Origin of the sequence: Sarcina sp. DSM 11001 (assembly GCF_900101015.1) — a bacterium.
GTDB lineage: Bacteria > Bacillota > Clostridia > Lachnospirales > Lachnospiraceae > CAG-791.
Genome location: NZ_FNFZ01000001.1, coordinates 42,151 through 56,815 on the forward strand (window position 1 = coordinate 42,151; position 14,665 = coordinate 56,815).

8 protein-coding genes are annotated in these 14,665 nt (G+C 50.5%); 6 read left to right on the forward strand and 2 right to left on the reverse strand.

What is annotated here, in order from left to right; translation table 11 throughout:
- Positions 1-244 precede the first annotated feature (244 nt).
- Positions 245-1,489, forward strand: coding sequence for an AAA family ATPase (locus BLT02_RS00160; RefSeq protein WP_175453605.1), 1,245 nt, complete (start codon positions 245-247; stop codon positions 1,487-1,489).
- A 169-nt stretch (positions 1,490-1,658) separates the two neighbouring features.
- Here the strand turns inward: BLT02_RS00160 and BLT02_RS00165 are convergent, their stop codons facing one another.
- On the reverse strand, positions 1,659-2,621 hold the full coding sequence (locus BLT02_RS00165; RefSeq protein ID WP_092990837.1) for a glycosyltransferase family 2 protein: 963 nt from the start codon (positions 2,619-2,621) through the stop codon (positions 1,659-1,661).
- Between the two features lie 72 nt (positions 2,622-2,693).
- Entirely contained in the window at positions 2,694-5,105 is a 2,412-nt protein-coding gene (locus BLT02_RS00170) for a DUF2142 domain-containing protein (RefSeq protein WP_092990838.1), read from the reverse strand.
- 378 nt (positions 5,106-5,483) lie between these two features.
- Between BLT02_RS00170 and BLT02_RS00175 the strand changes: the two genes are divergently transcribed.
- The 5 genes from BLT02_RS00175 to BLT02_RS00195 all read left to right on the forward strand — a co-directional run bounded on the left by BLT02_RS00175 (position 5,484) and on the right by BLT02_RS00195 (position 14,648).
- Positions 5,484-7,133: an AAA family ATPase gene (locus BLT02_RS00175; RefSeq protein WP_092990839.1), complete on the forward strand. Its 1,650-nt coding sequence runs from the start codon at positions 5,484-5,486 to the stop codon at positions 7,131-7,133.
- A gap of 244 nt (positions 7,134-7,377) precedes the next feature.
- The gene (locus tag BLT02_RS00180) at positions 7,378-8,337 is read left to right on the forward strand and encodes a class B sortase (RefSeq protein ID WP_175453606.1); all 960 of its coding nucleotides are present in this window, start codon (positions 7,378-7,380) and stop codon (positions 8,335-8,337) included.
- 164 nt (positions 8,338-8,501) lie between these two features.
- A complete protein-coding gene (locus BLT02_RS00185; RefSeq protein ID WP_092990841.1) occupies positions 8,502-10,850 on the forward strand; it encodes a CotH kinase family protein in 2,349 nt (782 codons plus the stop codon).
- A gap of 85 nt (positions 10,851-10,935) precedes the next feature.
- Positions 10,936-13,122, forward strand: a complete 2,187-nt coding sequence (locus tag BLT02_RS17635) for an RsmB/NOP family class I SAM-dependent RNA methyltransferase (protein WP_092990842.1) — start codon at positions 10,936-10,938, stop codon at positions 13,120-13,122.
- Between the two features lie 275 nt (positions 13,123-13,397).
- Positions 13,398-14,648 (forward strand): 6-phosphofructokinase, encoded by a 1,251-nt coding sequence (locus BLT02_RS00195; RefSeq protein WP_092990843.1) that lies wholly within the window; start codon positions 13,398-13,400, stop codon positions 14,646-14,648.
- Positions 14,649-14,665: the final 17 nt, after the last annotated feature.

Genomic DNA, 14,665 nt, shown 5'->3' on the forward strand with positions numbered 1-14,665 from the left:
ATTATGTCTTTTTAAATGACATTTCAACATAAGAGGACTGGGACAGGAAAGGAGACAGAGAGCGGTTTATATTTCGCCGCACTTGGTGTGGAATGTTCTTTGTTTTTATGGTAAGTTAATCATAAAGTGTATTATGAAGTGTATATATACGCGAGAAATTCCTTATCGAATGGATCGGGTATAGAATAGTAAGTGCTTTTTGATTTGTTTCCTGATGTTTACAATAAAAAGAGGTGCGACAGAGATGGGAACATTCCTGAACCCCGGAAAAAATGCTTTCGAAGAAGCAGTCAGGTCAGAGATTTATGTGGACAAGACAGACATGATTCTGCATTTGAATGCGGTAGTGGGCACAAAACAGAAATATGTGAGTGTATCACGTCCGCGCAGGTTTGGGAAATCCATGGCAGCAGATATGATTTGTGCCTATTATGACCGGACTGCTGAAAGCCGGGAAGTTTTCGAAAACTACAAAATTGCGAAACAGGAAAACAATGGAGCAGGAGTCGGTTTTGCTCCCTGGGATGCCTGCCTCGGAAGATTTGATGTGGTTCGAATCGTCATGACGCGCTTCTTTAAAAAGCGCTCCACTGTGCAGGAAGGGCTGAGCAGGCTGCAGGATCTGGTTATCAGGGAGTTCAGGAAAACATATCCGACAGTAGATTATTATAGTGAACATGACCTGCTTCAGACTGTCGAGGATGTCTATACGTCAGTAGACAGACAGGTCGTTTTTGTAATTGACGAGTGGGATGCTGTTTTCCGGATCCGCCCCGACGACAGGGACGGTCAAAATGAATATCTGGATTTCCTCAGGGACCTTCTTAAGGATAATGACAGAATCGCACTTGCATATATGACCGGAATTCTTCCAATCAAAAAATACGGAGAGCACTCGGCATTGAACATGTTTACGGAGTATTCCATGATGGCACCTCGCCAGTTTGCCCCCTATACAGGCTTTACGGATCAGGAAGTAAGAATGCTGTGTTCCAGATATGATATGAAATATGAGGACATTGCAAAGTGGTATGATGGATATCGTGTAAGCGACAGGATTCCGGCCGATAAGCGTGAGGCTTACCGATCAGGTACATACAGCGGGCATGTACTGGCACTGTACAGTCCACTTTCTGTAGTAGAATCCATGACTACAGGGATGATCAGGAATTACTGGAATAAGACGGAAAGCTATGAGGCTCTGGCAGAGTACATACGAATGGATTATGACGGTTTGAAGAATGCGGTCGCCTTACTGATGGATGGGGGAAGGATCCGGATCGATACCTCTTCTTACCAGAATGACATGACAACTTTTCATGGAAGGGATGACGTGTTCTCGCTCCTGATCCATCTGGGCTATCTTGGGTATGATGACGGCAGTGAAGAAGTATTCATTCCTAACAGGGAAATACTTGATGAATTCAGGACTTCCACAAAATCAAAAGAGTGGGACAATACATTACCCGGACAGGCTGGAACACTATAAAGGGAATATTCTGCTGGTAGGGGTTAATTACGATAAGGAGGCCAGGAGCGGCAGTATCGCTTTTAAGCACCATTCATGCACAATCAGGCGGGCATAACGGAATATAAGGAAGGGGACGGTTAATATCCTGACTAATGTCCTGGTTATTGCTCAAGTTGATAAAGAAGCTCTAGTCTTCCTCCCTTGGCCTGCTCTTTTCCAGCAGTCTCTTGTACTGGTCCGCGACGCGGTGGAGCTGCATTTCGAAGTCCTGGCGGTTTTTCTGGACCATGATCTGGAGCTGCATACCGGCAAAGAAGGATTGGATGGCGGCGATTATGGTAAAGCCGCAGACCACGAGGGTCGGCATCCTGTTGACGAGGCCGGTCTGGAGGTACTGGGTCATGACGGGGATAAAGAAGGCAGCGGCAACGATCGTGAGGAGGAGGGCAAAGAGGCCAAAGAACCCCATGGGGTTGTAGGTCCTGTAGAGTCTGGCGATGGTGCGCAGGACTCTCATGCCGTCCGAATAGGTGTTGAGCTTGGATTCGCTGCCCTCAGGGCGGTCCCTGTATTCGATGACCACGTTTTCGACATACATGTTTTTGTCGACGGCGTGGATGCTCATTTCCGTCTCGATCTCAAAGCCCTTGGACAGGATAGGGAAGGTCTTGACAAAGCTGTAGCTGAAAGCCCGGTATCCGGTCATGATGTCCCGGATGTCGTTGTGGAAAAGAACGTTGATGCATTTTCTGACAAGGCTGTTCCCGAAATTGTGGAAGGGCCTTTTGTTTTCGTGAAAATAGGTGGAGGACAGGCGGTCGCCGACGACCATGTCCACGTTTTTACTGAGGACGAGGTCGACCATCTCCGGGGCGCTTTCCGCGGGATAGGTGTCATCCCCGTCTGTCATGATGTAGCATTGGGCGTCGATGTCCCTGAACATGCGGCGGATGACGTTGCCCTTGCCCTGCATGTATTCGTCGCGAACAATAGCCCCTGCCTGGCGGGCGATCTCCGCCGTCCGGTCAGTGGAATTGTTGTTATAAACATAGATGGTCGCATCGGGAAGAGCTCTGCGAAAGTCTTCGCACACTTTGCCGATCGTCTTTTCTTCATTGTAGCAGGGGATCAAAACCGCAATTTTATCCATGATAGTCTTTTCCTGAAAACTGTGTTTCTATTCTTTGTAACCTACACTATATCCGGGCGAGTTTTTTAACGTTTACCACATCTGTGCGATAAAAAATTTTGCGATATCGAGTACGGCGATTCCGTTGTAAAAAAGAACAAGCAGGTGGCAATAGGTCCCATTTTCTCTCATGGAATCGGCGGCAGGGTCGAAGCCCTGCTGTTTTCGTATGTTCTGGCGCATGAAAACGGTGAAATAGGCCAGTGTGCCCAGGATGGGGGTGAAATATCGTCCCTGGATGCCCAGGATGACCGGGTTCATATAGGGGGTCCATTGTACATACAGGCTGGACAGGATGAGGGCGCTGCCCAGGAGGAAAGCCGCGATCAGCAGAACAGGGTCCCATTTGTGGACGTCCGACCTGTTTTCGCAGCAGGTGCTGATCTCATAGATGAAGAGAAGCGCTGCCGCGATCCAGATGATGGGGGTCATGCCGATGTTCAGTGCGCCCATGTTGGAGCCGATCATGGTGGAGATCCAGGCCCGGAAGTCGTTGACAAAGGTTCTTGCGCAGACCACGTAGTAGGAAGGAATGTGGGTCAGGACGTAGCGGACCTGGGCCGGCGTGTCGACGCCAGGCTGGAATTCCACGAGGAAGCCTGCGGAGATCTTAAGCCAGATGAGGTTGAGCAGGACCGCGAGGCCGGCGGTGCCGCCCTTGAACAGGAGGGCGGTCTGTTTCGAAGAGAACCGCCTCGCCGGGATCATGAAGAGCAGCAGGAGCAGGACGACATAGACGATCTTGAGCTGCGCCAGGACCAGGGAAGTGATGCCCAGGACTAACAGGTCCGGGAAATGGGCTTTTTTTACTCTGTAGGAGAGGCGCAGGATTTGTGCCAGGAAAAAGAGGCAGACTGCGATGGTGAAACCGTCGGGAGTCATGACGACCATCTCCTGGATAGTCATCGGGAAGGTCATGATCAGGAACAGGATCCTTTTCCCGAAAGGGGCCGCGTGCAGCGCGAGGACGCAGAGCAGGAAATTGACGATGGCGCCGGCCCATCTGCCTCCGTAAAAGAGGGTGGGGACATTGTCCGAAACGACATTGGCGATCCGGATGCCCGCGGCCAGGGGCAGATAGCTGACGGGCGAGTACAGGGCAGTGTTGCCATAGGCATTTTCCTCTGTCTCATTCCAGTTTATCGGAATCGCAGGCTTTTCCTTATCCCTGTTTGTGACAGTTTCAGGCAGCGCGGCAGGAGAGGGAGTAGTTTCCACGGCTGTATCAGCGGAGACAGGGGCCGTACCGGAAGTCTGGGAAGAGGCTGCCCCGGATCCCGACGCAGAGCCGGAGCCGGCCACAGTTCCTGACGCAGAACCTGTCCCGGATCCTGACGCAGAGCCGGAGCCCTGGTTTTCCTCCTCCTCGTCCTTTTCTATGTAGAGTCCAACATATTCGTTAATTGCGAGGGGCATAGCGCTGCCCCCGACTCCTGTTTCGCCGATATGGTCGGAGACATAGCCGATCTCCGCTACCTCAAAGGCTCTTTTGAAATGATTTTCCTCATCAGGAGCCATGAAGGGCGGGCAGATCTGCATAAAAACGAGCATGAGGACGCCCAGAATGACTGCCATGACGGCCGTTTCTCTCAGGTTCAGGACAATAAGCGCCGTGATCAGGATCCCGATCAGGGCGCCGGTCAGCATAAACCGGGTCTTCAGACCGGTATTCCTGTAGGTCAGCGTATAGCAGAGGGTGCCGTTGTGGGATACACCGTCGCGCATATAGCCGTCGCCGACTTCCCTGTCCGCCCAGACGCTGACGGTGTTTTCCCCCTCGTATTCCTCCACGAACCGGAGGAAGTACTGGGAGTCCCTGTGCATCCGCAGGACGGATTTGAGCTCCAGCGGCCTGTAGACATTGTTATTAAAAATAGAAGAAGGAAGAGTCCAGGAATCGACTTCGTTTCCGTTCTCATAGAGGCTGACACGGACAGTTCCCTCATTGTCGCGGCCGTAGGTGCCGAACCTGACATTGACCGCGGCCAGCGCCTCCTCCTCGAATCCGGTGATCTGCTGCTCCAGGATTTCCCCGCTCGCCAGGGCAATCTCCTTGGTGGGCTTCAGGGGATCCGTAGTCAGGTCGAAGCGGTAGGTCGTGTGTACGCAGAAAAAAGAGATCCCGATCAGGGCCAGAACAATGATGAGGGCTTTTTTCGGCGTAAAAGACCTGCTTCTGCCTCTGCCTTTACCCTTGCCAAGAACCGCCAGGGAACTCATCAGCCTCCGCCGCACCCTCCCGTCAGCTGCCAGGGAGACCAGCTCCAGGATGACAAAGAGAAACAAAGTAAAGGTAAATACATTTTTAAAGGGACTATGCCATGCACTGGAACTCCCTCCGCGGATCAGCAGCAGAATCACGGAAACTGCGATGGAAATGCACAGGATCAGCAGGTGCCGGACTTGCCCCACAGACGGCTTGAATAATTTTCGATCAGGCTTCATAAAACAACCCTTATTATCCCTTCAGCGGTGATTGAAAAAATGCGTTAATCGTTTTCATAGTATACTACAGGACTGTTTTTTTCAAGCACCTGCAGGTTCGGGTGCGGCCTGACGGGCGGCTGCGCGGTCAAATGCGGTCGGGTGTTCGCTTTTGTGCATGCCGGGAACAAAGGGTTTGTCCCGTGTGTCCAAGTGCTGTCGGACGTGCGGCTGCCTGACTACTGTCTGATTGGATCGTTTGAGGATCCTTTGAGAGGGTTTGAATGGCCTGCACGATTAACGTCTGCTGCAGAGCTCATCTTCTGGTACTCATATCCTTTTATATTTGTTATAATAACCAGGTGGATAAAGAAAAACTTTTACAGTGGAGGTGTACAGATGGGAATCTATCTGAATCCCGGAAAAGATAAATTCCAGTCTATACGGAAGAAAAAATATATTGATAAATCTGCGCTCATTTCCTGCGTAAACGCAAACCTGGACACTGAGGACCGGCTGTTTCTGGTGAGCCGTCCGCGCCGTTTCGGGAAATCCTATGCTGCCGCGATGTTGTGCGCATATTACGGGAAGGGAAACCGGGCAAAAAATCTGTTTAAGGATCTTGAAATTGGGAAAAGCCCTGATTTTGAGAAACATTTGGGTAAGTATGATGTGATTTATGTCGATATGACCAGCCTGCGGGAGGAGATGGAAGAGCGTTTGAATGTCTTAAGAGAAGAGACACTTCGCTCAGGTAAAGATCAGGTTCCTCAAACGGACTTTATCTCTTTCCTTCAGGAAAGGATTTCGGCTGAGATAAGTGAAGCGTACGGTCCGGAAATCGTCGGAGAACTGTTTCGGGATACATTACTGAACATGGTCCGGCATAACCGGGGAAGAAAGATTTTCTGGATCATGGATGAATGGGATCTCTTTTTCCGCGAGGATGAAGAGGACGAATCTCTCCACACCCGTTATCTGTCCATGCTCCGGGGATTGTTTAAGACCAGCGATGGATATACAGAAAAAGTGTTTGCAGGGGCTTATCTCACGGGGATAATCCCTATGAAAAAGGTAAAAGGGCATTCTGCAGTTTCTTCTTTTCAGGAATACACTATGCTGGATCCCGGAATGATGGGAGATTTTGTCGGATTTACAGAAAAAGAGGTACAGAACCTCTGTGCAGACCCGGAGATAATAAAACACTTTCCGGAGATCAGCTTTTCATCCTTAAAAGAGTGGTATGACGGGTATTCATTTCCTCAGACAGGATCAGTGTATAATCCCCGTGCGGTTATGATGGCTGTCAGCAGGAGAGATTACCGTTCTTATTGGGCTGAGACTGCTTCCTATGAGACCCTGCGGGAAAGGATTGAGAATCCGGTGGATGGCCTTCGCAGTGCAGTGATCTCTCTGATGGCAGGAAAGAGAATACCTGTCTTCGTGGAATCTTTTTCCAATGAAATGCAGATGGCACAAAACCTGGATGATGCGTTCACTTTGCTGATTCACTTGGGATATCTGGCTTATGATGCCGCTGAACGCACCGTACGGATCCCCAACAAGGAAATCCGTGAGGAATTTGCACTGTCTCTTTCCAAGAGCAGTGATTTGGATAGTGCCAGGATGTTTACCAATGCGAGAAAGTTGTTGCAGAGTACCTGGGAGGGAGATCAGGAGAAAGTGGCGCAGACCCTGGAACTGGCCCACCTCCTGAATACTAATCCGAAGACATATAACAATGAGGAAGCACTTCGGTCCGTGATTAAACTGGCGTATTATACATATGTGGATTACTATATCCGAGTGGAAGAACTTCCTGCCGGCAAAGGATATGCAGACCTGGTGTTCATCCCCAAAAGAGGTTCGGACAAACCGCTGATGCTGATTGAACTAAAACAGGATAAAGCCCTTCATACCGCGATCGATCAGATTAAAGAGCGGCAGTATCCAAAAGCATTTGAGGGATTTGGAGGGAAAATACTGTTGGTCGGAGTTACCTATCATTCTGCCAGTAAAAAACATGAATGTATCATTGAGACCTTGTAATGTCAGGAATAAGTGCATTGTTTATGTCAAAATCACATTTAGAAGCAGGTGCCTTATATAAAAATTTACAAAATGTTTCGTGTAATCTGTCTATAAAGTAAGAATGTAAATAAAGTATATAAATATCAGTAACTGTTTTATGTCTCGAAAAAAGAAATTGCGCAGGAAAAAGCTGCGCAGACTGAAAAACCTGATAAAAGCGTTCACGGCTTCGGCAGTACTCCTGGCGGGCATATTCTTATTTGTGTTTGGAATAAAGTCGATTCTCTTTCCTCAAAAAAAGGGGACAGATTCAGCGGCGTCGGCCTCTGCGGCAGGAACCGCTTCCACGACTGCAAAAGAAGCTAGTACTGATGCTGCATCGACAGCAGAAGCGGCCACAGCGGAAACTGCCATCCCGGTCGTGCCTGCGGAGCCGCCCGAAAGGATTCCGGTCGATTTTGAGGAACTCTGGAAAACAGCTCCGGATGCTTATGCCTGGATTCTGATTCCGGAGACTAATATCAATTATCCCGTCTGTCAGTCCGGGCCGGACCGGGAACTGGATTTTTATCTGAGCCACAGGCCTGACGGGACTGCGGAGTTCGCCGGTTCGATTTACTCGCAATATTACAACAAAAAGGACTTTTCCGATCCCGATACGATCCTCTATGGACACGACATGTCGGACGGATCCATGTTCCGCACCCTGCACCTGTTTGATGACCAGGACTTTTTTGACCGGAACAGAGAGGTCCTCGTCTATCTGCCGGACAAAGTACTGCATTACAGGATCTTCGCCGCCTACAACACCAATGATGATCACATCCTCGATGCCCATGATCATTTCAGGGATCCCGCGGTCTTTATCGAATATCTGCGGGATATCTTTACGGGAGAATCCGTTTACCTCGGGTATGTGGACGAAAGCGTGGAACTGACGGCCCAGAGCCGGATCCTCACGCTCTCCACCTGCAACACCAGAGAGGATCAGCGCTTTCTGGTTCAGTGTTATCTCGAGAGAACAGCTGACGGGAAATATATACCTGACAGCGCTGACGGCGGCAGGACCGGAGGAACGGGAGAGACCGCACAGGAGGCCGCTGAGTGGGCTGAGGAGGAAGGACCGGAAAGCTCGGAAGAGACTGAAGAGCTTGAAGAGCTTGAAGGGCTTGAAGGGCCGGAAGAAACTGCTGAAGAGGAAGCGCAGACAGGCGTGTATTAACAGGCATTAACGATTATTAACACTCACAATCGGTTCCATGTCGTCTGTGAAACAGCCTTTATGCAAACCATTATCTGTATTAAACAGGCTCATTTTTTGTATTAAACAGACCTTCATCTGTAACAAAAAGTATTGTCTGCAGAAGTCTTAAAAACTGCCTTGATATGAGAAAACCCTTACCATTAATCCCTGCGGTGATGATCGCCGCTTCCTTCATACTGCTTTTATGCCTGCTGTTTGCTGACCGGGGGTCTGCCCGGTATAAACAGCAGGCTGCTTTAGATTATCAGAAAGAACACTCACTTTTTGAAAATATCCTGTTTACAGGGGAAGCATATGCCGGTGCATATAAGAATCAGAATGAAAGTAATAGCAATAATAGTAATGGTAACAATAGTAACAGTAACAATAGCGAAGGTAATAATATTGGTACTGAGAATGGAGAAAAGGCAGAGGATGAAGATGAGAGAAGTGCTGTACAGATCCCTGAGGCGCAGCAGCAGATCCGCCTGATCAAGAGAAGAGAAGGAAAATGGTCACTTTATCTGCCGGCGGATCTGGCCGGAAAAGTCCGCCTGAATTTTGACCATTTTGCAGTTCTGGAACTGAATTCTTTGCGGAAAGAATCGCAAAAGACCGAAGCTGCGGAGGAATCTTCTGAAGATGGTGAACAGTCTGTTAATAGTGAACAGACAGTCAATAGTGAACAGACAGTCAATAGTGAACAGTCTGTCGGTGAAGAACGTGATTCAAAAGAAAACAGCTTTATTTTGCGGAGCGGAGATATTTTTCGTTGCAGCGGGTTAGAGAACGGATCTTTGTGGCAGGCACGCCTGCTGGATAAAGACGGAGTGGTTCTGGAGGAGGCGGAGCTCGCTTTTTATTCCGCGCATGCAGATGTTCCGACCCTGTATATCAACACTGAAACGGGGGGACTGGATGCTGTCAACGCCGATAAATCTGTCCGTGAGGAATGCCGGTATGCCTTTTTTACAGAATCCGGGCAGAAGGACGCCGCGGGCCGGTGCACGATCCACGGGCGCGGCAACAGCAGCTGGAAGGAGGACAAAAAACAGTACAGCCTCAATCTGGCTTCTTCCCGGAAAGTGTTTGGCATGGAGGAGGCCCGGAAGTTTGCCCTGATCGCAAATACCTCGGATGATTCCTATCTTCGCAATAAAACCGTTTTTGACCTGTCTGAGCAGCTGAAAATGGCGGCTGCGCCCCAGTCTTCTTTTGTCAATGTCTATTTTAACGGCTCCTATCATGGGCTTTATCTGCTCGCCCAGAGGCCCAATGCAAAGGGCGGGAGCGTGAGAATTGCTGATCTGGAAAAGGAAAATGAAAAGCTGGCCGGTAAAAAGACAGGTCAGGGGCAGGGACAATATTCTCAGGAAGACATTGAACAAAATACCAGAAAGAGTAATAACGATAGCAATAGTAATAATGATGACAACAGTAATAGCGATAACAACAGTAATAGCAATAATAATAGTAATAGCGGCGGAAATGCTGATGATTCCGTACACATCGTGACGGAAACCGATGAGAACGGCCTTGAACTGCATGCTTCTCCGCAGAAGAAAGTGCCGGCCAATATCAGTGGCGGTTATCTGCTGGAGATCGATGGCCGCTACGAGGATGAGGATTATTGGTTCTCCACGCAGACCCACCATTTTGTTGTAAAAAGCCCTGAAGCCGTTCCTTTAAAAGAGGGGCAGTATATTGCCGGTTATCTGCGGGAGGCGGAAGCGGCCCTTTTTGACAAAAATGGGAAAAATGCTGACACCGGGAAAAACTGGGACGATTATCTGGATATGGAATCTTGGATGAAAATGTATGTTATGCAGGATTTCATGGTCCAGTGGGATGTCGAGAGCTTCAGCTTTTTTGTCTATAAGGATGCCAATGACCCGCTGCTGTACTGCGGCCCGGTCTGGGATTTTGACCTCTCCATGGGCGCGACGGGTCTGGGCAGGCTTCCCAATGTCATGATGTACAGCGACTGGCTGCGCGGCCACAGAGAAGGCTGGCTGACGGAGCTGGACAAATTCCCCGCCTTTACAGAGACTCTGCGGACTTTTGCCCGCGAGGAGTTCATGCCTGCCCTGCAGAACTATCTGGACGGGGAATTCAGAGACCAGATGGAAACGCTCGCGCCTTCCGCGGCTATGGATGCCCACCGCTGGGGAGAGACAGACTCTTTCTGCCAGAGCGCACAGAACCTCCTCTCCTGGCTCGAGGGCAGAGTGGCGTTCTGGGAAAGCTTCCGGGAAGACCCTGCCGCCTTCTGCACCGTGACCCTGCGTTACGGCTTCAACGACATGGAAATCTTCATCCCCCGCGGGGAGCCGGTCGGCTTCGTTCCCGTCGAGGAATACGGGGAGCACCTCTACAGCAGCTTCCGCAAAAAATACGGCAATATCGACGGCTGGACCTGCGAGGACGGCTCCAGGCTGACCCCGGAGACTATCATCGACCATGACCAGGTCCTGACCCCATTTGCGGAATAATCATTTACGGAATAATCATTTGCGGAATAATCATTTGCGGAATAAAAGGGTGACTGCTGACGGTAGAACCAGTTTTGGAGATGAGATGAAAAAAGCAGTAAAGCAAATAAAAGCAGCAAAACAAAAAACAGCAGAAAAGCAGAGAAAAACAGCGGTCCTGCCTTCGAAAAAGGAACTAAGCAACAGGGAAGGTACAATTCCTTCGATGGAGTCCGGTCAGACAGAGTCTTCGGGTGAGATTGTTTTACCTGAGGGTTTTTTGACCCGAATGAAAAACCTTCTGGAAGAAAATGAGTATGAGGCTTTTTTGTCTTCCTATGGGCTGGAACGCCTTTTTTCGCTGCGGGTCAATACCCTGAAGACAGACAGAGAGTTCTTTATGAAGCTTGTGTCTAAAGAACGAGCTTCAGACGCACCGAGCCTTGTTCCGGTTCCCTGGGAACAGGACGGCTTTTATTATTCTGAAAAATGGCGACCGGGCCGGCTCCCCTGGCATGAAGCAGGTATGTATTATATCCAGGAGGCGAGCGCCATGGCTCCGGCAGTGCTCTGCGGGGCGCAGCCGGGAGAAAGGATACTGGATCTGTGCGCAGCTCCCGGGGGGAAGAGCACAAAGCTGGCCGCGTCGTTGCGGGGCCGGGGGCTTCTGGTGGCGAATGAGATCCATCCTGAACGGGCCAGGGTCCTGTCCGCAAATATTGAGCGCATGGGTGTCAGAAACGCTGTAGTGACAAATGAGACGCCGCAGCGGCTGGCCTCCCGGTTTCCGGTCTTTTTTGACAGAATCGTCGTGGATGCCCCCTGTTCCGGTGAGGGAATGTTCCGCAAAGAAGAGGAAGCGCTGCTGAACTGGAGTATGGAAAACGTGTACAGGTGCGCCGCCCGCCAGGAAGAGATTCTGGAGGAAGCCGCTTCTATGCTGCGTCCCGGCGGGACCCTGATTTATTCGACCTGTACCTTTGCCCCGGAGGAAAATGAGGCGGTGATCTTTCATTTTCTCGCAGATCATCCGGAATTCGATGTGGAAATCATTTCAGATCTGCCCGGTGTGGATATGGAAAAATGGGGATTTGAATCAGGCAGGGGTGAATGGATTGTCCGTGGCCCGGCAGGAAGTATTTCAGAAAGATCCGATACGGGAAATGAGCAGCGATCCGGGGCTGGCTGGAAGCCGGAAAGATTTGTTCCTTTGGCAGAAGCAGGAGCCTTGGCTTTTTTTGACATCCCTGAAGGAACGGTCCGTCTGTGGCCCCACAGGTTAAGAGGAGAAGGCCATTTTGCCGCTGTATTGAAAAAGGAATCAAAAAAGGAATCCTCAAAGCCATTTTCAAACGATTCTTCTACACCTTTTTCAGACGGAAAATCTGCAGACCCAGCAGAAAAGGCCGCGGAAAAAACAGCATGGGCCGCTGCGGAAAAAAATGCCGCGGAAAAAACAGTAGGGGCCGCTGCGGAAATAAAGGCCGCGGAAAAAACAGCAGGGGCTGTTGCGGAAATAGAGGCCGCAGAAAAAACAGCAGGGGCCGTTGCGGAAAAGCATGTGAAGACAGGAAGAAAAAGACCAGGAAAAAAAGGAAAAAATTCCGGATCTTTCGGGCGCGGCAGCGAAAACCGGTCCGGCGATACGCCGGTAAAGCGCAGCGAGGCTCTGAAACTATGGAAAGAATTCTGCCGGGATAATCTGCTCCTCCAGGATTCACAGGAAACGGACGGAGCTCCATGCGGGGCGGGAGTCTCGCGCTTTTGCAGGGAGGAATGCCTGATCCTGTTTGGAGACGCGCTCTGGGCTCTGCCGGCTCATATTTCCGGATCCGACCTGGACGGGCTGAAGGTCATGCGGCCCGGCCTCCACCTGGGCAACGTGGTTCGCGGCCGCTTCGAGCCGGCTCATGCACTTGCTATGGCCCTGCGCCGCGAAGAAGCTCTCAGGAGCATTTCCCTTCCGGGGACGAGTCCCCAGGCTTATGCCTGGTTTAGAGGGGAATCTCTTCAGATAGGTGAGACAGCGGATCTTTGTGACGGCTCGAAATCTGCAGAAACCAATTCTGCCGGCATCTCCCGCAATGAAAATGGAATAGAAGACAATAATGTCTCTGCAGCTTTTATAGATAACAGTCCGCTGGGCGTTTCCTGTAGTGAAAATGTGAAGAATTTCAAGGGCTGGTGCCTTGTCACGATCGACGGCTGTGCAGCCGGCTGGGGCAAAGCCGGAGGAAATGTGATTAAAAACCATTATCCCAAGGGCCTGAGAAAGGGGAGCTGGTACCGATAAAAAGAGCAAAAGATAAAAGAATCGTCCGCCTGTCGGAGTGCATTGACCGTCTATTTTCATTCTGCTATAATCTTGAAAAGTGATTTATCACTGGCGGATACAATTCTATATATGCTGTGAATAGTGTTTAGGCAGTTCAGTCAGCATGTGCTGTATACGCAGTTCCAGGACATTCCGGCTGTTATTTATTAATAAAATTCTGCCGGGAAATTACTTTTGTTGTTTTAAACACAGTAACAACAAGTTTTAAAGTTTTTAAAGAAGGAGAACGAAGAATGGGTAAGGGTAATTGTGTAGTCGGACAGTCCGGCGGCCCGACAGCTGTCATCAACGCTTCTATCGGCGGTGTTTATTATGAGGCCAAGAAGCAGGGTTATGACAAGGTTTATGGCATGATTCACGGCATCGAAGGTTTTTTGCAGGGCAGTATCGTTGATCTTGACAAATATCTTGCAGATCCCATGGGAATTGAGCTGCTCAAGAGAACGCCCTCCGCGTTCCTCGGCTCCTGCCGTTTCAAAATGCCCAAGATCGATGCCAGCCCCGAGACCTATCAGAAGGTTCTGGATGTGATGGATGCCAATGACATCAACACTCTGTTTTATGCAGGCGGCAATGATTCCATGGATACCGTCAAGATGCTTTCCGATTTTGCGGCTGAGAAGGGCATCAAGGACAAATATTTCATGGGCGTTCCCAAGACGATTGACAACGATCTGCCGATCACTGACCACTGCCCCGGCTATGCTTCCGCATGCAAATACATCGGAACATCCATCAAGGAGATCATCCGTGACAACGAGTCCTTTGGCGCTGCAAAGCCTACGATCGTCATCGTTGAGATCATGGGCCGTCACGCAGGCTGGCTGACCGCTGCTGCAGCTCTGGCAAAGGGCAGTGACTGCTCCGGCTGTGACGCGATCTATCTGCCTGAGAGGACTTTCGACCTCGACGCTTTCATGGAAAAGGTCAAATATCTGTCTGAGACCAAGCGCTCCGTCGTTATCGCGGTTTCTGAGGGTATCGCGACAGCTGACGGCAAGTTCGTCTGCGAAGCCGGCGGTGCGGTTCTTCCCGTCGACGCATTCGGCCACAAACAGCTGGGCGGCACGGCTGCCAACCTTTGCAGGATCATCGCCAAGGAGACCGGCCTGAAGACTCGCGCGATCGAGTTCTCCACTCTTCAGAGAGCAGGTTCCCACATCGCTTCCCTGACCGACATCAACGAAGCTTTCGCAGCGGGCCGCGCTTCCGCAAAGGCTGCCGCTGAGGGCAAGACCGCTATGATGCCTGTCTTCAAGAGAGTCAGCCAGGATCCTTATCTGTGCGCCATTGATCTGCACGATATCCATGACATCGCGAACGTCGAGAAGGCAGTTCCGGAGGAGTTCATCACCGAGGACGGCTGCGGCATCACCGATGCATACCTCGACTATGCACGTCCGCTGATCATGGGCGAGCTGGAGCCTGTCTTTGTCGATGGTCTGCCCAGACATCTGGTCATGGAGGAACTGGCAGAGTTCTGATCCCTGACAGATACAGC